The following is a 19,475-nucleotide window of genomic DNA, read 5'->3' on the forward strand; positions in this document are numbered from 1 at the left end:
CGCCGTCACTGTCTTCCTCCTTGGGCCGTGCCATGGCCTTTGTCACTGGTCGCCAGCAGCGCGATGTTGCTTTCGATCATCGTTTCGCCCGAGACCTCGCCGCTGATCCTGCCTTCGCGCATGACCAGGACGCGGTCGCAGATGCCGACCAGTTCCTGCATCTCCGACGAGATGACGATGCAGGCTTTGCCTTGGCCCACGAGTTCCTGGATGAAGGCGTAGATCTGCGCCTTGTTGGCGATGTCGATCCCGCGCGTCGGCTCATCGATGATCACGACCGAAGGATTGGTCAGGAGCACCTTGGCCAGCAGAAGTTTCTGCTGGTTTCCGCCCGAAAGCTGCCCTGCCCTGGCGTTGTGGCTCTTCACCCGGATGTCGTAGCTGGAGACGGCCCGGGCGAGCGCCTCGGATTCGCGACCGCGCAGAACCAGCAGCCCCGGATGCAGAAGGCCAAGCGACGAGAGGGTCAGGTTCGGCGCCAGCCGCTCCTGCAAAAGCAGGCCCTTGCCCTTGCGATCTTCCGTCAGATAGCCGATGCCCGCGTCTATGGCCTCGCGCTGTGAACGTATCTGTATCGGCGAACCGTTGAGCTCGATCGTAGCCGTCGCCGGCCTAAGCCCCACAATGCCTTCGAACAACTCGGTTCGCCCCGCCCCGATCATGCCGGCGAAGCCAAGAATCTCGCCTTTGTGAACGGTAAAGGACACGTCCCGTGCATAACCTGGAACAGTCGCGTTTCTGACGGTCAGCATGGGCCGGCTCGTCTGGACCTCGCGCTTGTGAGGATAAAGCGCGGCGAGTTCGCGCCCGACCATAAGCTGCGCCATGTCGGCCTGGCTCAACGCATGGCCGGGATAGGTGCCGATCATCTTGCCGTCGCGCAGGACCGTGACCTTGTCCGCCAGCCGCTGCACCTCGTCGAGGCGGTGGCTGATGTAGAGAACGGCGATGCCCCGCGCCCTGAGCCCGAAGATAATGGCGAGCAAACGCTCGACCTCCCCACCGGTCAGCACCGCTGTCGGCTCATCGAAGATGACGACCCTGTGGTCGTCGAGCAACGCGCGGGCGATTTGCACGAGCTGGCGATCCGCCAGCGAAATGTCCCGGACCAGCGCGGTCGGCGACACCTCGCAACCGATCTCGGCCAGTTTCGCGGCCGCTATGCGGCGCATGGCGCCATCATCGACGATTCCGCGCCTGGAGAGCTCGCGGCCGAGAAAGAGATTGTCAGTCACCGTGAGCGCTTCGGCCAGGAGGATTTCCTGATGCACCAGCGCGATGCCTGCCGCCTGCGCCTGGTGAGGTGTCCTGAAACTCACGCGGTCACCGGCCATGGACAGGCTGCCGGCGGTTGGCTCGATGTAACCGGAAAGCAAGCGCATGAACGTCGACTTGCCGGCGCCATTCTCGCCGATGACGGCATGGATCTCGCCAGGGAAAATATCCAGCGTGATGTCCGACAACACGGTCACCGGGCCGTATTGTTTGCAAAGCCCTTCCGCGCGCAGCACCGGAGCCACAGCCTGTGTGGGCTCCGGCGGCAAAGCGGTGACGCTTCCGTCGATGCGAGTGGCAACTGACATCGCGGCCTACTCGAATGCAGGCAGGAGCCTGTCCCGCGAATTCTCTATGTGCACGCGCATCGCCTTTTCGGCGGCAACCGGATCGCTGGCCGCGAAAGCGGCGAGGATGGCTTCGTGCTCGTCGAGCGCCTCCTCGGTGACCCGCGAGTGATACATCAGGCGGAAAATGTGGAAGTGGGTGTGCTGGTGGTTCAGCGTTTCGCGGATGAGCTCGTTCTGCGCGAACTCCATGACCTTGTCGTGGAAGATGGCATCCTGGCGGGCGAAGTTCGAATAACGCAGGCGTTCGTCCTTGCCCACGCGCCTGGCCATCACGCCAGCCGCCTCCTGCAAAATCATCAGCCGGGCTTCGTCGAGCGCAGCGGCTGCCTTGGCGGCGGCTGCAGGTTCGAGCAGCAGGCGCAGTTCATAGAGTTCGTCGAAACGGCGCCGTGTGATCTGGGGCGCGGCCCGGTACCCGATCAGATGGGTTTTCACCACCAGGCCCTCGCCTTCCAGCCGCCCAAGAGCTTCGCGGATCGGCGTATGCGAGACGTTGAACTCCTTGACGAGGTTGTCGACGGTGATCCGCGATCCCGGAGCTATCTTCAGCGACATCAGCTGCTGGAAGATCGCCTCGTAGACGTCGCCCGACAGGCTGTTGGCGCGCTGGATGCGGCCCGTCAACCGAGCGTCGTTGTCGGCAGTAAGGTCTGGATTCTGCATGTTTTGCCTCTTGACAGGGGCGACCTCTAACACGATGCTCCGCGCAATTCAATCCTATATCCTATACGATTTTATAGAGGATATTTCGTGAGGCAGGAAAACTCGACGACGGCTCTGGCCCGTGCCTTGCCCGAACCACGCCACGCACGCTGGGCAAGCGGTGATCTCCGATCCCCCGCTCCCCAATCCATATTCGAAGGACACAGTTCATGACGCTATTTGCAGCAGTCCGGTTGCCGCGTGAGATTCTTTTCGGCAAAGGCCAGCGCCATGCGCTGCCTGATATTGCCGCCAAATATGGCCGGCGCGCATTCATCTGCACGGATGAGCGTTTCGCCGGAACGCCAATGTTCGCGCAAATCAGCGCGGCACTGAGAGCTGGCTCGATCGAAACGCTCGTGTACGATCGCATCCTCCCGGATGTCCCCCGTGACAGCGTTGCCGTCTGCGCCGCCCATGCGAAGGACTTCAAGCCGGACATGGTGATCGGGATCGGTGGCGGCAGCTGCCTGGACATGGCCAAAAGCGCCGCGTTGCTGATTAGCCACGGCGGGCGGCTTCAGGACTACTACGGGGAGTTCAAGGTGGCCGGCCCCACGCTCCCGGTAATCGCGGTCCCGACCACCGCCGGCACCGGTTCGGAAGTGACGCCGGTAGCGGTGATCTCCGATCCGGAGCGAACACTGAAGGTCGGCATTTCCAGTCCCCATCTCATTGCCGCGGTCGCGCTCTGCGATCCGGAACTCACCGCGACATGCCCGCCCTCCCTCACGGCAATCGCCGGAGCCGACGCGCTCACCCACGCGATCGAAGCCTTCACGTCCGCCAAACGCGGCTCCGATCCGCACTTGCCGCAGCGGCATGTCTTTGTCGGCAAGAGCGCGCTGACCGATCATTTCGCGCTGCTGGCCATCCAACTCCTGGGCCGCAGTCTCGAAAAGGCTTACCGGGACGGCTCGGACGAAGACGCACGCGCCGATGTCATGATGGGAGCGCTGGCGGCCGGCTGCGCTTTCGGCACGGCCGGAACGGCGGCTGCCCACGCCGTGCAATATCCCGTCGGCGCGCTTACCCACACGCCGCACGGATTAGGCGTGGCGACGATGCTTCCCTACGTGATGAGCTACAATCTGCCCGCCGCGACCGACGAAATAGCGGCGGTCGGCGCCGCTCTGGGGGTGACGGAGACAAAGAGCGCCGAGGCGACCGCGCGCGCCACCATCGATGAGGTGGCCCGGCTGTTCGCGGCGATCGGCATCACCCGCACGCTGGCCGATCTGGGTCTTCCACACGACAAGATCGACTGGACCGCCGAGCAGGCGCTCGGCATCGATCGGCTGATCAAGAACAACCCTCGTCCTTTCGACATCGCCGCGATGCGGCGGCTGGTGAGGGCCGCCTATGACGGCGACATGGCCGCAAGCTCAGTCTGACCAGAGGTGATGAGATGAACGTACCCCAAGGGCAACTCAACGAAGATCCCGACATGTTCGATTACACCACATTCTCGCACGGCCTCTATATCGACGGACACTGGCGACCGTCTTCCGACGGTCGTCTCATTGAGGTGATCGATCCTTCCACGGAGGCCGTGATTGCGGCTGTCCCGGACGCCACGATTGCCGATGCCGCCGCTGCCGTCGAGGCGGCTGCGAAGGCGGCGGCAGGCTGGCGCGCAACCGCGCCGCGCAAGCGTTCGGAAATACTGCGGCGTTGTTTCGAATTGATGGTCGAACGGTCCGATACGCTGGCGGCGCTGATCTCGCTGGAGAACGGCAAGGCGCTGCGCGACGCGCGCGGCGAGGTCGCCTATGCGGCTGAATTCTTCCGCTGGAATGCCGAGGAAGCGGTGCGCATCAGCGGCGAGTTCGGCCTGGCGCCGTCAGGCGCCAACCGGATCGTCGTCGATTATCATCCGATCGGCATCTGCGTGCTCATAACGCCCTGGAATTTCCCCGCCGCCATGGCGACACGCAAGATCGCGCCGGCGCTGGCCGCCGGCTGCACCGTCATTCTGAAGCCCGCCAGCGAGACGCCCCTGACCGCCTACGCGCTCGCCGCGCTGTACGAGGAGGCGGGTGTGCCTCCCGGCGTCGTCAATGTGCTCACCACTTCGAACCCCGGACCAGTGACCTCCGCCATGCTCGCCGACCCGCGCGTCCGGAAGCTATCCTTCACCGGTTCGACCGGCGTGGGTCGTGTTCTGCTGGCCGAAGCCGCCAAGCACGTCATCTCATGCTCGATGGAACTCGGCGGCAACGCCCCGTTCATCGTCTTCGATGACGCCGATCTGGACGCGGCCCTCGACGGCGCGATGGTCGCCAAGATGCGAAACGCCGGCGAGGCCTGCACGGCAGCCAACCGCATCTACGCGCAGGCCGGCATCCATGACGCTTTTGCCGAAGGTCTGCGCCAACGCATGGCCGCGCTCAAGCTCGGTTCAGGCACCGACCCGGACACCGAATGCGGTCCGATGATTACCAGGAAGGCCGTCGACAAGATCGATCGGCTGGTCAAGGACGCGGTCGCCCGTGGGGCCACGATCCTGTGCGGCGGCGCGGTCGCCGACGACAAGGGCTATTTCTATCCGCCGACCGTCCTTCGGGACGTGCCCGCCAATGCCGAGATGGCGCAGGAGGAGATATTCGGTCCGGTGGCCCCGATCAGCCGCTTCGAGAACGAGGACGAAGTCATCGCGCGCGCCAACGACACGGAATACGGCCTTGCCGCCTACATCTACACGCGTGATCTGGCCAGGGGCATGCACGTGGCATCGAAGATCGAAACGGGCATGGTCGCGCTCAATCGCGGCCTGATGTCGGATCCGGCGGCACCTTTCGGCGGCGTCAAGCAGAGCGGCCTTGGCCGCGAAGGCGGACAGAAGCACGGCATTGCCGAGTTCATGGAGGCGAAGTACATCGCCGTGACCATGTGAACGGGCACCCCATGCAGAATGATCCTTTCCGCATCCGCGACCACGTCGCCGAGTTCGACGACATCGTCGCCGAGATCGTTCGTCGCAGCACGGAGGTGCGCGCAACAATACCGATGGTTGCCGACATCGCCTATGGAGCGGATGCCACCGAGACCATCGACCTGTTCTTTCCGGAGGGCAAACGCGACCGCCTGCCGGTCCATGTGTTCATCCATGGCGGCTACTGGCGCATGTTCTCCAAGCGCGACTATTCCTATGTCGCCGAGACGGTGACGCGCGCCGGCGCAATCGCGGTCATCGTCGATTATGCGCTGATGCCGGCTGTGAGGATGGCCACGATCGTCGACCAGGTGCGGCGCGCCAAAAGCTGGGTGCTCGACCATATCGGCGATCACGGCGGCGATACCGAGCGCCTGACCGTGAGCGGACATTCAGCCGGCGCCCAACTTGCGACGATGCTTTTCAATGACGACGGCCGGACATCGACAATCAAAGGCGCGTTGCTGCTTGGCGGGCTCTACGACCTGAAGCCGCTTCAGACCTCCTTCCTTGCCGCCGAGATCGCGATCACGGACGAGGATGCAGCCAGGTTCTCGCCGCTCACCCGCCGTTTCGATCCGTCAGTGTCGGTCGAGATCGCTGTCGGCGCCGACGAAACGCCGCCATTCCACAGGCAGGCCGAGGTGTTTGCGCGGCATCTGAAGGAGCAGGGACTACAGGTCTCGCAGACCGCCCTTCCTGGAGCCAATCACATGAGCAGCGTTCTCGACCTCGGCTTGGCCGGCACCGAGGCGGCAACCATGCTGACAAACCTGGTTTCCGGCTGAGGCCATTGGCGTTCCGTCAAAAGCTGGCACTTTCAGCTGTCACCCGCGTCCCGAGCGCTTTACCTGTCTCCATCGGATCTGCTCTCACCGCGCGGGGTTGGAAACGATCGCTCATGCGATGCCAGCGCCAGCTGGCTGAGCATAACGAATTGACGGACATCCACCGGCCGCGCAACGAGGTCGTCGAGCTTCCCGAACAGCGGCATCAGATGTGGCATGGAGAGGTGCCTGTCGAGATCGTCCTTCGAACGCCAGTTCTCGTAAAACATGAATACGCAGGGGTCAGCCGGGTCGACATGGAAGTCGTAGTTGATGCAGCCCTCCTCGGCACGTGTCGGTTCGACGAGGCCCGACAGGATTCTTTGCAGTTCATCGCGGGTTTCGGGTTTGGCAACCACGGTGCCGATGACCGTATAGGGAACCGTCATCTCATTTCCTCCCCTGGCTGAGTGCAACGGCAAGGATGATGATGGCGCCGCGCGCGATTAGCTGCTGGCTGAACTCCAACCCCATCAGAATCAGGCCGTTATTGATGAGGCCGATCATCAGCGCGCCGACAATTGTCCCGATCACCGTGCCGGAGCCGCCGAACAGGCTGGTGCCGCCAAGCACCGCCGCGGCTATCACCGACAGTTCGTCGCCTTGGCCGAGTTGGAAGCGCCCCGATTGCAGCCGGCCGGCGTAAAGCATTCCGGCCAGCGCCGCCGCCATGGCCGAGATGGTAAGCACGCGGAACTTGACCGACTTGGTGTCGATGCCGGAATAACGCGCCGCGATCTCGCCGCCGCCGGTGGCCAGCACGCGGCGGCCAAAGCTCGTTCGCCTCAAAACGACGTGGCCGACGGCTCCCAGCACCAGCATCCAGATCAGCAGCACCGGCACCGGCCCGACATTGCCGCCGCCGAAGATCCAGGAGTAGCTCTTCGAGATGATCGGCACCGCAGCCGTATCGCTGATCCACATTGCGGTGCCGGTAGCGATGCCCATCATAGCCAACGTGGTAAGGAAGGATGGAATTCCGACCCGCGTCGTCAACAGGCCGTTGAAGGTGCCGACGACGGCGCCTGTGGCGAGCCCCGCCATCACACCGGTGATCGGTCCGCCGGCGTCGATCGCCATCGCCGTCGTCACCGAGGCGAGACCCGCGACGGCACCAACGGACAGGTCGATCTCGCCTGCCGACAGAACATAGGTCATGGCGATCGCCATCACCGCGATCATCGCCGTCTGCCGCACGATGTTGAGCAGGTTGTTGAGGTTGAGGAAGCCCTTGTCGAACAACGTTATCGCGAAAATGATGAAGATGACGACGAAACCGATGTAGATGATGTTCTGCCGCCAGTTGGTGAGCCCAAGCCTCGCTGCCAGCGAGGACTGGGACGCGGCAGCCTGACTAGTGGACATGTATTCCTCCCTGGCTCTTGCTCAGCGCTTTCTGGATGACGATCTGCAGCTTGCGCTCGGCCGCCTGGAGTCGCGCAACCGGATCGTTCTTTGGCGCCGAGGGATCGTCGAGATCGGCGCGGCTGACATCGTTCACGACGCGCCCCTCGGAGACGACGATGATACGGTCGCAGGCCGACAGCATCTCGGACAGCTCCGACGAGATCATGATGATTGCCTTGCCGGCGTTGGCGAGCTGGCGAACCAGCAGGATGATTTCCGACTTCGAACCGATATCGATGCCGGAGGTCGGCTCGTCGAGGACCAGGATCTCCGGATTCCTCGAAAGCCATTTGCCGATGACGACCTTCTGCTGGTTGCCGCCCGAAAGTGTGCGCACCGGGCTGTCGCGCGATGCAGTCTTGATCCGCAGCTGGGCGATCTGGCGATCAGTCAGCTCGCGCATCTTTTTCGTCGACACAAAGGCCTTGCTGCTCAACTGGTCGAGCACGGCGAGCGTCATGTTGGAGGCGACCGAATGCTCCGCGATGACGCCCTGCCGTAGCCGATCCTCCGGCACCAGCGCCACACCGGCCTCGATGGCGTCACTTGGTCTGGCGATCGCCACCGGCTCGCCGGCAATGCGGATCTCGCCTTCGACGATCGGATCTATGCCGGCGATGACGCGCGCGATCGCCGACCGCCCGGAGCCCAGCAGCCCGGCTAGGCCGACCACTTCGCCGCTGTGGACGACGAAGCTGACGTTCTTCGGTTTCTCCACCCCTGAAACACCGTCGAGCTCAAGCAGCGGCGCCCCGACATTCGATTCGCCGCGTACCACGTCGGACAGACCACGCGAGCGTTTGCCGACAATATGCTCAATCATCGTTTCGATCGGCAGTTCCGACATCGGCGCGGTGATGACGTTGCGGCCATCGCGCAAGATCGTGGCGCGGTCGGCGATGCGGGCTATCTCGTCCATGCGGTGCGAGACATAGATGATGGCGACGCCTTCCGATCTCAGTTTGCGCAGGAAGGCAAACAGCCGCTCGACATCGGATACCGCCAGCGCCGTCGACGGTTCATCCAGGACCAGCACTTTCGCATTCTGCGAGATCGCCTTGACGATCTCCGTCAACTGCCGTTGGCCGGCGCCGAGATTGCCGACCGTCGCTTTCGGATCGACCTCGACCTGCAGCATGTCGAACAGGTCCTTGGCGCGCTTTTCGGCGGTGCGATCGTCGATCAGGCCGAACGCGACCTTGGCTTCGCGGGTCAGGAAAACATTCTGCGCCACGGTCAGCGTGGGGATGAGGCTCATTTCCTGGAAGATCATGGCGATGCCCGCCCGCCTTGAAGCTTCGGGCGAGATTTCGGCGAGTGGCTTGCCATCGACTAGAATGGTACCGGTGTCCGGCACATGAACGCCGTTCAACACTTTCAGGATGGTCGACTTACCGGCACCATTGCCACCGAGCAATGCGTGGATTTCGCCTTTCTCTACCCGCAGGTCGACATCGACCAGCGCCTTGACGCCGCCGAAGGATTTGGTGACGCCTTTCATTTCCACCGCATGAACAGGCGCCGCGATTGTCATGGTCGGACCTTGGTCCACTGGCCGGATTGGCCGGATTCGATCAGCGCGTCGGCCACCCGCTCGGTCTTGTAGCCATCCTCGAAATTGGGCAAGGGCTGCTTGCCCGAAACAATAGCCGAGAAGAAATCGAAACACTCCACGATCTTGGTTTCGGAATAGCCGATGCCGAGCGCCGGGATTGGCCACAGACCCGACCCATAGGGGTGCGCCGGACCGGAATAGACGGACCTGAAGCCGCGTGCATCCGCAGGATCATCGGCAAACATCACCTGCAATTCGTCGCGCCGTTCGTAGTTGAAAGCAATGGAGCCTTTGGTGCCGTGGATCTCGAAAGTGATGAAATTGTTGCGGCCATAGGCGTTGCGGGTCGCCTCCAGCGAACCGATCGCGCCGTCGGCGAATTTCAGCAGCGTCATCACCTCGTCGTCGACGTCGACCTCAGCCCGCTCGGTATCGGTATTCCTCTCTGCCGCGCCGAGCCTGTCGAGATTGCCGCGTTGGATCGGTCGCGTTTTGTTGTAGGTGCGCACCAACGCGCTGACCTCGGCGATCTCGCCGACCAGATAACGGGCAAGGTCGACGACATGGGTGCCGATGTCGCCGATCGAGCCGGACCCGGCGATCTTCCTCTGAAAGCGCCAGGACAGAGGCGAATCCGGATCGGCCGACCAGTCCTGCAGATAGGTGCCGCGGAAGTTGAGAATCTTACCGATGCGGCCTTCCTCTATGTACTGGCGGGCAAGCGCCACTGCCGGCGTGCGACGATAGTTGAAGGCAACCATGTGGATGACGCCGGCTTTGTTCACCGCGTCGAGCATGGTCTTTGCCTCGTCGCCGCCGCGCGCCAGCGGCTTTTCGCAGATGATGTGCTTGCCGGCTTCAGCGGCCGCGATCGCGATCGCGGCATGGCTGTCGTTCGGGGTGACGATGTCAATGACGTCGATGTCGGATCGCGTCACCACCGAACGCCAGTCAGCGGATGATTCCTCGAATCCGTAGCGACGGCGGCCTCCGTCGGCCAGTGCCTCGGTGATGTCGACCACCACCTTGCGCACGGGGATGGCGGGGGCGGGCCAGAAGAACATCGGCATCGTCGCATAAGCGAGCGCATGGGCTTTACCCATAAAGCCGCCGCCGATCATCGCCACGTTGAGCGTCTTGGTCATGATGGTCTCCTGTCGAATTGAGAAGAGGTGCGGCCGGCTGGGAGTGCGCCGGCCGCAGGGCGCGCTACATGCTGCCCTTGATCTTGTCGGTCGCCTCGGCGTGATAGACGGCTTTCCAACCCTCGAGCAGCGTGTCCTTGGTGACGGGCAGCGCCGGCAAGGCGACGAAGGCCGGAGCCTCCTTGCCGAGCAGACCGTAGCCTGCGAGCAGGGCTTCGGTGACGCCCTGGTCAAACGGACGCTGGGCGCCCAGGCCCTTCACGAAGCCCCCGCCCGCCATATTGATTGCGACGTTCTCGCCGAGGTCGCAGGTGGTGATGACAAGGTCGTCGCGACCAGCGGTGCGGGCCGCCGAGATGACGCCTTCGGCCGGCACGTCCCACACCGCCCAGATGCCGTTGATGGCAGGGTTGGAAGTGAGGATGGCCGATGCCGCCTTTTCGGCGTCGCCGGTGAAGTCCGGGCCGCCAATGCCTTGTTCGGCGACAATCTTGATATCGGGGTAGTTGTCGGCGATCGTCTTCTTAAAGCCATCATAACGCTGTTTGGTGACAAAGAAGTCGGCGGCGTGGAAGACCAGACCAATGTCGCCCTTGCCCCCCAGCGCCTTGGCCATCAGATGCGCTGCGGCGACGCCGTTGCCATAATTGTCGGCCGAGACTACGGAGACGTAATCCTTGCCCGCGACGAAGCCGGCCGGCACGTTGTCCATGAACACCAGCTTCACGCCCTTATCGGCAACTGCCCTGTACGCGGACGCCGTCGCCGACGGGTCGGTGGGGATCGAAACGATGATCTTGGGGTTCTGGGCCATCACAGTTTCGAGGTCGGCGACCTGCTTTTCCGGCTTGAATCCGGCATCGGTCGTGGCGATCACCTCGATGCCCATCTTGCCAAACTGGTCTTTGAGGCCGGCGATCTGCGCGCGTGACCAGTCATTGCCGCCATAGTGCATGACGATCGCCGCCGTCGCCTTCATGTCCTTGATCTTGGCCAGTTCCTCCTGCGTCAGATTGACGGACGCCGCCGACGCTGGAGCTTCGCCGTTCGGCCCCTTGGAGAGCACTGTCTTCTGCAGTTCGGCGAGTGCTGAATCGGGGTCGGCGAAAGCGGGAGCTGCGGTATAGAGGCTGGCGGCCAGCAATGCCGCCGTGAACGTCCCGGCTATTGTGTTGAAACGTGTCATTTGGGTCTCCTCCCTGATGACAGGCTTGGTACCTGTCGGTTCAACTCTGCTTCAAAGCGCTCTTCAGATATTTCATGCTGAGTTCCGCCCCTTGCTTGGGGTCTGGCCAGGCATCCAGCTCGGTTGCGATCCAGCCGGAAAATCCGGTGTCCTCGAGCGCCTGGATGATCGGCTCCATATCAAGGTCGCCGCGGTCGAGCGGCGTGAAGGCGAAGGGATCGCGCTGCCAGCCCTTCAAATGCACATAGCTGATGCGCTTGCTGAATTCGCGAATCTGCGCGGCCGGATCACCGCCAGCGGCTGCCAGATGCGCGGTGTCCGGACAGAAATCGATCGCGGTATGTTTGAAAATCTCGCGAACTTCGTCGGGACCTTCGACGATGGTCGACAGATGCGGGTGATAGTGCGCGCGCAAGCCCGCCTTGGCTGCGATGTCGATGACCTTGTCGAGCGCCGCGCCGAGGCGCTTGAAATCATCTGGCTGCCGGCCTTTGGCTCGCTTGGCGCCACCGCCGACGACCAGATGCTCGCCGCCGAGTTCGGCCACGGCAGCCGCTCCGCGTTCGATCCGCGCCAACTCCTCGCCAAGGATATCGTCGAAGATAAAGTTGGCACCGGAGTAGCCGGCCACGAGCACGACGCCGGACTGGTCCAAGGCAGCGCGCAGCGCGCCATTGCGTCCTTGATAGTCGAGGAGATTGCCGTCGAAGAGTTCTGTTCCGGTATATCCGGCCGATCCAATGTCGCGGATCGCCTGCTCCATGTCACCGAAGGTGCGATAGGTAAGCTGGGTGATCGAAGTGACGCCGACGGCGTTGCCACCGAGCGCACCCCAGCAATTGGCGTGATAGGCCAGTTTCACCGACATCTCGTATCCTCCCTGCCTGTAGCCGATGCATCACCGCGCGCAGCGCGGGCCGGCATCTTTGGCTGGAGAAGAATTCGGACAACGGACGTGCGACATCCTTCGCCTTCGCGAGGGCTGTCGACGTTAGGAGCCCTCCTCCGAGCCTGGCTGATACTTATGCCCGCCTTTCGCCGCTCGTCAATCATTAAAATGCAAAAGTCGGCATACTTTTGTTTGTAAAATACATAAGTTCCTGCTTGATCCGTAAATGAGGCCACGGTACCCATGGCTAACGGCGTGATGACCCTGAGCCGGCAGCGATAGAGATCGGGAGATGAGCCTCGGCAAGACTATGGACGAGCGCAGCGCCACAGACCCCGTACAGTCGGACCAACCGCGCCGCGCCGCCGGCCGGCCGCGTGCCAGCGAATCCGCGCATGGCAGCCTGGCCACGCTGCTCAACCTTATACGGACCGAGGCGGCAACGACCCGCCAGGAGCTAGAGAACCAGTCGGAACTGGGGCGCGCCGTCGTCACGGATCGTCTCGCCACGCTGCTTCGGCTAGGGCTGATAGAAGAAGGCGAACTCGGCCCGGCGATCGGCGGACGCGCACCACGCCATGTCCGCTTCCGGCCGCGCATTGGCATGATCCTGGCCGCCGTGCTCGATCATTCCTCGCTGGCAGTCGGTGTATCAGACCTGTCCGGCCGCCTGCTGGCCGAACATCACGAAGCGGTGGAACTGGCCGCAGGTCCCGAGCCGGTGGTCCAGCGGCTAGCAACGCTGTTTGCCTGGATGCTGGAAGAGCATGGCAGTGAGGCCAGCATCTGGGGCATCGGGCTGGCGGTGCCCGGAGCCGTTGAGAAATGCGATGATCAGCGGCTGTTCGCGCCGGCGCTGAATGCGTTCCAGAACTGGGATGGATTCCCTTTCGTCGAGCAGTTGGCCACGCTTGTCGGCGCGCCGGTATGGGTGCGAAGCGGCGTCCAGACGATGACGATGGGCGAACTGAAGTCCGGCAGCGGCCTCGCCGACATGATCTTCGTCAAGCTCGGCCGCTCGATCAGCGCCGGCGTGGTTTCGGAGGGAGCGTTGCACCGTGGCGCGCAGGGCGCTGCCGGCATGATCGGTCATACTTTCATCGAGGGCAGAAATCTCGAAGCTGTTGCCGGCAGCGAAGCGCTCGGACGCGAGGCCCGCCAGGCGGCCGAGAGCGGGAGCAGCCCCTATCTGGCCGAGATGCTTGCGCGCGCCGGCGAAGTGACGGTCACCGACGCTGGCCACGGCGCCCAATTGGGCGATCCGTTCTGTATCGACCTTCTCGGGCGTTGCGGCCGTGCGGTCGGCGAGGTACTGGCGCCATTGGCCAATCTGCTGAACCCGTCATTGATCGTACTCGGCGGCAGCGTGGCCCAGACCGGGGACATACTGTTGGCAGCCGTACGCGAGGCGGTCTATCGCCAGTCGCATCCGATCGTCACCCGCGACCTGCGCATCGTCCGTTCGCAGATGGGCGGCTCGGCCGGACTGGTCGGCGCCGCCCAAGTCGTTGCGGAAGCACTGTTCGATGCGAAATTTCTGCAGGGGTGGATTACGCTCGGTTCACCGCGTGAGCATCCGGAATTCAAGGATTTTCTCGCGCGGGCCGCACTCGGAACCAGCGCTCGCCCGGCAAAGCCACGGCCACCGGGAGGAGCGCTTGCATAGCATCGCCAAGTCGGCCGGGCCGCGTGAACCTGGGGAGGGTTGAGGAATGGCGATCACCGGCCTTGGGCCGCATGGCGAACGGGCGGTTCCAGCCGACCAGGTCGGGTTGTCGAATGCCGACGCCGATCTCGCCCGCAACCGGCGCTTCTCGGTCGCCATCGTTCTCCACACCACCAAGAGCGACTGGGCTAAGGAGGAATTGGCCGGGATCGTCACCACGCTTGGCCGCTACGGAGCGGCGGTGGTCGAGGTCGTCGACTGCGGCTTCGACATCGAGCGGCAAATTTCGGAACTGAAACGGCTGGCCGGCGAAGCCGTGGATGCGGTGGTCTCCATTCCAATCGGCAGCAACCGTGCCGCCGACGCGCATCGTGCAATATCGGCGGCCGGAAAGAAGCTGTTGCTGCTCGACAATGCCCCAACCGGCATGCTGCCCGGCAAGGATTACGTCAGCGTTGTTTCCAGCGACAATTTCGGTCTCGGTCAGATCGGCGCAGAACTCCTGGCGCCACATATACCACAGGGCGGAAAGGTCGGCGTTCTGGCCTATGGCATCGATTTCTTCGCGACGCATGAGCGCGAGATTGCTTTCCGAAAATGGATGGCTGCTCGACGTCCCGACCTGACGCTGGTTCGCGGCAAGTTTGCCGACGTGTCGCAAGCGAGAGCCGCGACCGCCGACTTGCTGCAGGCCAATCCGGAGCTCGCCGGACTGTTTGCCGTCTGGGACGTGCCGGCAATCGCTGCCGTCGCGGCGATCCGCGATGCGGGCAAGGCTATTCCGGTGACGACAGTCGACCTCGGCAACGACGTCGCCACGGACCTCGTTGGTGGAGGCCTGATCAAGGGCATCGCCGCGCAACTGCCTCACGATCAGGGCGTTGCTACGGGCATTGCCACAATTCTCGGCCTGCTCGAACGCCAGCCGCCGGCCTGGATCGCGCTTCCCGGGCTCAGTGTCACGGCCAGCAATGTAGTAGAAGCCTATCAAGTCGTCTGGCGCACACCAGCGCCCGCCGCCTTGCTAATGGCGCGCAAGCCACGAAACAGCCTGCCTTGACCGACAATGTCGTCTTCGCGAGGGACCGCGCGGCAAAGAGCAACGGCACGCTGATCACAAGCGGTCCGCGTCTCGTCGGCGCCATCATGGCGTCAAATGTTTGCCTGGGCATCCGCAAGCAGGAGCCCGAGCTTCAGGCGATCCTCAACAAGGCGCTCGGCGAGATGGCCGCGGACGGTACGCTCGCGCAGATGTCGAAGAAGTGGTTTGAAGTGGGCTTGAGCCCGAAGAGCTAAAACAATTCCAGGAAAAGTGTAGAGCGGTCTTCCCGGAAAAGCGTGTAGCGCTTTCCCTGGAGAATTGCATAAAAGTGATAGAGCGCTTCGTCATTTCCATCGAACGATGAACCGCTTTAGGATATCGAGCCGCGCGCCGCTCGGCGCCGCAGCTATTGCGAGGCGGACATTCGGCCGCAGGTTCTGCGAAAACTCAGCTGGATACGGCCGTGATCTGGGCGGCCTTGTCGGCGCGCAGCAGCATGCCGAAGAGGTCGCGTGGCTCATCCGGGTCCGCCAGCAGATCGAGCTCCTCGTAGAGGCCGGTGCGCTGAAGCTGGTCGCGGACGTAGCGCAGCGCGGAAAAGTCCTCGATCGCAAAGCCGACGGAATCGAACAAGGTGATTTGGCTGGCATCCCGGCGGCCGGCGGCCTTGCCGGTCATCACTTGCCACAACTCCGTCACGGGATGGTCCGGCTCGAGTTGCTGGACTTCACCCTCGATGCGCGACTGCGGCGGGTATTCGACGAATATGTCGGAGCGCAGCAGAATATCGCGATGCAATTCCGTCTTGCCGGGGCAATCGCCGCCGACGGCATTTATGTGCACGCCCGATCCGACCATGTTGTCCGTCAGGATGGTCGCGGAGCGTTTGTCGGCGGTGACCGTCGTGATGATGTGAGCCCCTTCCACCGCCTCCTGCGCCGAAGCGCAGATCGCGATGTCGAAATCGAACCCCGCAAGGTTTTTCGCGCACTTCAAGGATGCCGACCGATCGATGTCATAGAGGCGAAGCCTGTCGATGCCGAGCAGGGCCTTGAAGGCGATGGCCTGGAATTCCGACTGGGCGCCATTGCCGATGATTGCCATGCAGTCCGCCGCATTGGGAGCAAGGTATTTGGCCGCGACGGCCGACGTCGCCGCCGTGCGCAACGCGGTCAGGATGGTCATTTCCGAAAGCAGCATCGGATAGCCATTGCCGACATCGGCCATCACGCCGAACGCCGTCACGGTCTGGCGCCCGTCGCGCGTGTTTTTTGGATGACCGTTGACATACTTGAAGCCGTAGAGCTGTCCGTCGCTCGTAGGCATCAGTTCGATGACGCCGTCGATGCTGTGCGAAGCGATGCGCGGGGTCTTGTCGAACAATTCCCAGCGTCGGAAATCCTCTTCGATATAGGCAGCGAGATCGATGAGAAAGCGATCGATGCCGACGGCAAGAACCAGCTTCATCATGTGATCGACGCTGACGAAGGGCACGATGTTGAGATGGGGGGTCACAGTTCAATAACTCCGTGTGGGACGGTCCATGATCCGCCGGCCCATCAGGCTCGCGGTCAGGTCCACGAGAAGGGTTGCGGTGCGGTTGCGTTCGTCGAGTGCGGGATTGAGCTCGACCAGGTCGAGGCTGGTGACGAGACGGCTGTCGTGCAACATCTCCATCACCAGATGAGCCTCGCGGAAGGTGGCGCCGCCCGGCACGGTGGTGCCCACGGCAGGCGCGATCGAAGGGTCGAGAAAATCGACATCGAGGCTGACATGCAGCATGCCGTTTTCGGCACTGACCCGCTCGAGAAAGGCGCGAAGCAGCGGGGCCATGCCGTATTCGTCAATCATGCGCATGTCGTGCACGGTGACGCCCGCCTTACGTAGCGCTTCGCGCTCCGCCGGATCGACGCTGCGGATGCCCAGTGTGCAGATACGGGCCGGATCCACGCAAGCCGCCAGGCTGGGGAAGTAGCCTTCGAAGCCGGGTTGCCCGCTGGCATAAGCCAGCGGCACGCCATGCAAATTCCCGCTGGTCGTGGTGTCGAGCGTGTGAAAATCAGGATGTGCGTCGAGCCACAGCACGAACAGCGGGCGGCCGGCTTCCGCCGCCCGGCGGGCGATACCGGCCAGCGTGCCGGCGGAAATGCTGTGGTCGCCACCAAGGAAGATCGGCATGGCGCCGGCGCTGGCTGCATAGGCCGCCTCGGTAATCGCCGCCGTCCATGCGACGATTTCCGGCAGCGCCTTCAAGGCGGCATTGCCGTGGCTGATCGGGCGCAGATCGGCAGAGGCGACGGTGCCAAGGTCGGCCAGCGTATGCCCGAGTTCAGTGAGCGCTGCCGCCAGGCCTGCGGTACGCAGCGCACTAGGCCCCATCTCGCAACCCATCCGGCCCGAGCCGACCTGGATCGGTGCCCCGACGATCGTACAATGCATCCGTATTTCCCCGCGCGTTTTCTAGGCCTCATTGGAGCGCGGATAACTGGCAGGATGAACATATCAAATTGGCAAATTTGTCGAAATGGGCTATCAAAATGGAATGATTTGATTGCATTCTGAGCCATGGATCAGCTTGACGAACAGCTCATCACGCTTTTGCGGCATGACGCGCGGCGCAGCATCTCGGACCTTGCCATGGATGTCAGCGTCTCGCGGGCAACGGTCAGGTCTCGCATAGAGCGCCTTGAAAAAGCCGGTGCGATCATCGGTTATACCGTCATCCTGCGAGCCGATGCCGTCGACCAGCGTGTACGCGGCATCATGATGGTGGAAATCGAAGGGCATGCCGCCGATCGTGTGATCCGCGCTCTTGGCGGCTTCTCGGAGGTTTCGACGATCCATACCACCAACGGCCGCTGGGACCTGGTGATAGAGCTGGGGACGCAGACACTGACCGAATTCGACGCCGTGCTGCGGCGCATCCGCCTGATCCCCGGCATCACCGGCAGCGAGACCAGCCTGTTGTTGGCGACACCCCGGAGCACCAAGGCGCGGCTTTGATCGCTGTCTGCGAATAGCCTAGCTGGCCAAACCGGCAGTGCTGCTCCTGCACCGTTGTGCGGCGCAACCCTAAATGAGCTCGGACTTGGCCAACCTGTGGCAACCTCCAGCGGGGGCGGACCTTGCTGAGAAGAACAGAGCTGCGTGAGCGGCGAGATCTGTCTTCGACCCGCGTCAAAGCCGGTCTCGTCCTAATGATGGTGGCCTTCCGGCTCGGCCGTCTTGAACGGCAGGATCTGTTCCCTGCCCTTCGAGATTAGATGAGCCTCGCCTCGAACTCGTGCGGCGACATCGCCCTGACGCTGGGCGCCACCGTTACATGAACCGACGATGATATAGCGCGGTGCGCCTCAAACTTGATCATGCCGTATCGGCTGCGGGCGCACTCAAAACCCCCTGCGGCAAAGGTTTTCAAGATCCGCCTTTGCTATTCCCTCGAGGCCGAGCGCGGGAAGAATATCGTTATCCCCCCTGAGATCGCGACCGTAAGCCGCCGATAATATCGAAACTCCAGACTCGTGGAGCGTCGCCGGTTTCTCGGTGATCTTACCCAACAATACGGTCGGCAGCAGTCCAAACGGAACATCCTCGAGAATGTAGCGGCTTTCGATTGTTGTCGGACCAAAGCCGCCACGGCCTTGACGATCCATCTCCTGGTTCATCTCCGAAACGGTTCCCTTCGGAACATGAAACGACAATGAAAAATGCTCCTGGACGGTGCGAACCGCGATACCAAAATGGGCCGCGATGGCTAGCCGTTCGGCATCCAGAGCCTCGATAAGGCGGCCAGCGGCAGGGGTGACGTTTCCCCCCTGGCTCCATTGCTCGGCTTTTTCCATGCGTGTCAGGTTGAGAAGGGCAATTCCCAAGTGGTTTTGCGGATTGAGGTTGCTGAGCGCGATCGCAAGCATGCCGTCGCGCTTGACGAAACGATCACCGAATAAGCTCGTGCAAAGTCCGTATCCTTCATCCTGAGCTTTGAAAGGCAGCGTCGCGACGTCAAGCTTCTGGCGAATGGTGGTGACATGGACTTCGGTTGGTCCGAGTTGCCGCCCGGTCAACAGTGTTGTGCCCCAAAGGACGATCGGCAAGCTGACCTTGCGCTCCGCCAACCGCTTGGAGAGATACAGTGCCCCGAACGAACAATGCGAACTGATGATGACCGGAATTCCATCGATCAGATGGGGGGCGGCAGCATCCATCACCATCCTGTGGCCGTAAGCCGGAAGTGCAATCACCACCACGTCCGCGTTGGCGATGGCATCCTTGCAATCCTTGGCGATGCGCACGGGTACCGTCGCCGCGATATCCCCCGTCGCTTTCAACAATTCGCCGGTAGCCAACGCCCTTGTGCGCTGTCCCGACGGTGACCAAAGCGTTGGCGAATGCCCCGATCCTGCCAAATAGGCGGCAAGGCCATAAGCAATTGCTCCGGCGCCCAGAATACTCACGCGCATAACATTCCTCCGCAGGCTTTGTGGTTCGAGAATCCT

General features: G+C 62.7%; 18 protein-coding genes. 7 read left to right on the top strand and 11 right to left on the bottom strand.

The window, feature by feature from the left end:
- Positions 1–5: 5 nt before the first annotated feature.
- Together LB541_RS14745 and LB541_RS14750 are read right to left on the bottom strand one after the other, a co-directional pair.
- Entirely contained in the window at positions 6–1,583 is a 1,578-nt protein-coding gene (locus tag LB541_RS14745; RefSeq protein ID WP_224618782.1) for a sugar ABC transporter ATP-binding protein, read from the bottom strand.
- Positions 1,584–1,589: 6 nt separating this feature from the next.
- Positions 1,590–2,288, bottom strand: a complete 699-nt coding sequence (locus LB541_RS14750) for a GntR family transcriptional regulator (protein ID WP_140657508.1) — start codon at positions 2,286–2,288, stop codon at positions 1,590–1,592.
- 209 nt (positions 2,289–2,497) lie between these two features.
- Between LB541_RS14750 and LB541_RS14755 the strand changes: the two genes are divergently transcribed.
- The 3 genes from LB541_RS14755 to LB541_RS14765 are packed head-to-tail and all read left to right on the top strand — an operon-like array spanning position 2,498 to position 6,050.
- Positions 2,498–3,721: an iron-containing alcohol dehydrogenase gene (locus tag LB541_RS14755; protein ID WP_140657510.1), complete on the top strand. Its 1,224-nt coding sequence runs from the start codon at positions 2,498–2,500 to the stop codon at positions 3,719–3,721.
- Between the two features lie 14 nt (positions 3,722–3,735).
- A complete protein-coding gene (locus LB541_RS14760; protein WP_140657512.1) occupies positions 3,736–5,223 on the top strand; it encodes an NAD-dependent succinate-semialdehyde dehydrogenase in 1,488 nt (495 codons plus the stop codon).
- Between the two features lie 11 nt (positions 5,224–5,234).
- Complete coding sequence (locus LB541_RS14765) at positions 5,235–6,050, top strand: alpha/beta hydrolase (protein ID WP_140521349.1); 816 nt, start codon at positions 5,235–5,237, stop codon at positions 6,048–6,050.
- 59 nt (positions 6,051–6,109) lie between these two features.
- Here the strand turns inward: LB541_RS14765 and LB541_RS14770 are convergent, their stop codons facing one another.
- From LB541_RS14770 to LB541_RS14795, 6 genes are all read right to left on the bottom strand, one after another.
- The gene (locus LB541_RS14770) at positions 6,110–6,478 is read right to left on the bottom strand and encodes a putative quinol monooxygenase (protein ID WP_140499304.1); all 369 of its coding nucleotides are present in this window, start codon (positions 6,476–6,478) and stop codon (positions 6,110–6,112) included.
- A 1-nt stretch (position 6,479) separates the two neighbouring features.
- Positions 6,480–7,454, bottom strand: coding sequence for an ABC transporter permease (locus tag LB541_RS14775; RefSeq protein WP_140499306.1), 975 nt, complete (start codon positions 7,452–7,454; stop codon positions 6,480–6,482).
- Positions 7,444–9,030 carry a sugar ABC transporter ATP-binding protein gene (locus tag LB541_RS14780; RefSeq protein WP_224519040.1) on the bottom strand — a complete coding sequence of 529 codons (1,587 nt, stop codon included), beginning with the start codon at positions 9,028–9,030 and terminating at the stop codon, positions 7,444–7,446. Before LB541_RS14780 ends, LB541_RS14775 begins: the two co-directional genes overlap by 11 nt.
- The gene (locus LB541_RS14785) at positions 9,027–10,196 is read right to left on the bottom strand and encodes a Gfo/Idh/MocA family protein (protein WP_140657514.1); all 1,170 of its coding nucleotides are present in this window, start codon (positions 10,194–10,196) and stop codon (positions 9,027–9,029) included. The genes LB541_RS14780 and LB541_RS14785 overlap by 4 nt, the downstream gene beginning before the upstream one ends.
- 64 nt (positions 10,197–10,260) lie before the next feature.
- Positions 10,261–11,382, bottom strand: coding sequence for a substrate-binding domain-containing protein (locus LB541_RS14790; RefSeq protein WP_140499310.1), 1,122 nt, complete (start codon positions 11,380–11,382; stop codon positions 10,261–10,263).
- Positions 11,383–11,422: 40 nt separating this feature from the next.
- Entirely contained in the window at positions 11,423–12,250 is an 828-nt protein-coding gene (locus LB541_RS14795) for a sugar phosphate isomerase/epimerase family protein (RefSeq protein ID WP_140657516.1), read from the bottom strand.
- 313 nt (positions 12,251–12,563) lie between these two features.
- Here LB541_RS14795 and LB541_RS14800 point away from each other — a divergent pair, with 313 nt between their 5' ends.
- The 3 genes from LB541_RS14800 to LB541_RS14810 are packed head-to-tail and all read left to right on the top strand — an operon-like array spanning position 12,564 to position 15,233.
- A complete protein-coding gene (locus LB541_RS14800; RefSeq protein WP_224519041.1) occupies positions 12,564–13,937 on the top strand; it encodes an ROK family protein in 1,374 nt (457 codons plus the stop codon).
- Between the two features lie 46 nt (positions 13,938–13,983).
- Positions 13,984–14,997: a substrate-binding domain-containing protein gene (locus LB541_RS14805; protein ID WP_140499314.1), complete on the top strand. Its 1,014-nt coding sequence runs from the start codon at positions 13,984–13,986 to the stop codon at positions 14,995–14,997.
- The gene (locus LB541_RS14810; protein ID WP_181167255.1) at positions 14,994–15,233 is read left to right on the top strand and encodes a transporter substrate-binding domain-containing protein; all 240 of its coding nucleotides are present in this window, start codon (positions 14,994–14,996) and stop codon (positions 15,231–15,233) included. Before LB541_RS14805 ends, LB541_RS14810 begins: the two co-directional genes overlap by 4 nt.
- Before the next feature lie 193 nt (positions 15,234–15,426).
- Here LB541_RS14810 and LB541_RS14815 read toward each other — a convergent pair whose 3' ends face one another.
- Positions 15,427–16,494, bottom strand: coding sequence for an ornithine cyclodeaminase (locus LB541_RS14815; protein ID WP_140671128.1), 1,068 nt, complete (start codon positions 16,492–16,494; stop codon positions 15,427–15,429).
- Between the two features lie 3 nt (positions 16,495–16,497).
- Positions 16,498–17,418 carry an arginase gene (gene rocF, locus LB541_RS14820; RefSeq protein ID WP_140559896.1) on the bottom strand — a complete coding sequence of 307 codons (921 nt, stop codon included), beginning with the start codon at positions 17,416–17,418 and terminating at the stop codon, positions 16,498–16,500.
- A gap of 126 nt (positions 17,419–17,544) precedes the next feature.
- Here rocF and LB541_RS14825 point away from each other — a divergent pair, with 126 nt between their 5' ends.
- Positions 17,545–17,982 carry an Lrp/AsnC family transcriptional regulator gene (locus tag LB541_RS14825; protein ID WP_140499320.1) on the top strand — a complete coding sequence of 146 codons (438 nt, stop codon included), beginning with the start codon at positions 17,545–17,547 and terminating at the stop codon, positions 17,980–17,982.
- A gap of 386 nt (positions 17,983–18,368) precedes the next feature.
- On the opposite strand, the gene LB541_RS14830 is transcribed toward LB541_RS14825, so the two are convergent.
- Entirely contained in the window at positions 18,369–19,439 is a 1,071-nt protein-coding gene (locus LB541_RS14830) for an NAD/NADP-dependent octopine/nopaline dehydrogenase family protein (RefSeq protein WP_224618855.1), read from the bottom strand.
- Positions 19,440–19,475: the final 36 nt, after the last annotated feature.

Source organism: Mesorhizobium sp. BR1-1-15, assembly GCF_020165475.1.
In the GTDB taxonomy this organism is placed as follows: domain Bacteria; phylum Pseudomonadota; class Alphaproteobacteria; order Rhizobiales; family Rhizobiaceae; genus Mesorhizobium.

What these genes read in the sequence shown, in the direction of transcription:
- LB541_RS14770 (WP_140499304.1), bottom strand. Translation starts at nt 6,478, where the DNA reads ATGACGGTTCCCTATACGGTCATCGGCACCGTGGTTGCCAAACCCGAA.
- LB541_RS14765 (WP_140521349.1), top strand. Translation starts at nt 5,235, where the DNA reads ATGCAGAATGATCCTTTCCGCATCCGCGACCACGTCGCCGAGTTCGAC.
- LB541_RS14795 (WP_140657516.1), bottom strand. Translation starts at nt 12,250, where the DNA reads ATGTCGGTGAAACTGGCCTATCACGCCAATTGCTGGGGTGCGCTCGGT.
- LB541_RS14755 (WP_140657510.1), top strand. Translation starts at nt 2,498, where the DNA reads ATGACGCTATTTGCAGCAGTCCGGTTGCCGCGTGAGATTCTTTTCGGC.
- LB541_RS14800 (WP_224519041.1), top strand. Translation starts at nt 12,564, where the DNA reads ATGAGCCTCGGCAAGACTATGGACGAGCGCAGCGCCACAGACCCCGTA.
- LB541_RS14775 (WP_140499306.1), bottom strand. Translation starts at nt 7,454, where the DNA reads ATGTCCACTAGTCAGGCTGCCGCGTCCCAGTCCTCGCTGGCAGCGAGG.
- LB541_RS14830 (WP_224618855.1), bottom strand. Translation starts at nt 19,439, where the DNA reads ATGCGCGTGAGTATTCTGGGCGCCGGAGCAATTGCTTATGGCCTTGCC.
- LB541_RS14790 (WP_140499310.1), bottom strand. Translation starts at nt 11,382, where the DNA reads ATGACACGTTTCAACACAATAGCCGGGACGTTCACGGCGGCATTGCTG.
- LB541_RS14760 (WP_140657512.1), top strand. Translation starts at nt 3,736, where the DNA reads ATGAACGTACCCCAAGGGCAACTCAACGAAGATCCCGACATGTTCGAT.
- LB541_RS14780 (WP_224519040.1), bottom strand. Translation starts at nt 9,030, where the DNA reads ATGACAATCGCGGCGCCTGTTCATGCGGTGGAAATGAAAGGCGTCACC.
- LB541_RS14745 (WP_224618782.1), bottom strand. Translation starts at nt 1,583, where the DNA reads ATGTCAGTTGCCACTCGCATCGACGGAAGCGTCACCGCTTTGCCGCCG.
- LB541_RS14805 (WP_140499314.1), top strand. Translation starts at nt 13,984, where the DNA reads ATGGCGATCACCGGCCTTGGGCCGCATGGCGAACGGGCGGTTCCAGCC.
- LB541_RS14750 (WP_140657508.1), bottom strand. Translation starts at nt 2,288, where the DNA reads ATGCAGAATCCAGACCTTACTGCCGACAACGACGCTCGGTTGACGGGC.
- LB541_RS14785 (WP_140657514.1), bottom strand. Translation starts at nt 10,196, where the DNA reads ATGACCAAGACGCTCAACGTGGCGATGATCGGCGGCGGCTTTATGGGT.
- LB541_RS14825 (WP_140499320.1), top strand. Translation starts at nt 17,545, where the DNA reads ATGGATCAGCTTGACGAACAGCTCATCACGCTTTTGCGGCATGACGCG.
- rocF (WP_140559896.1), bottom strand. Translation starts at nt 17,418, where the DNA reads ATGCATTGTACGATCGTCGGGGCACCGATCCAGGTCGGCTCGGGCCGG.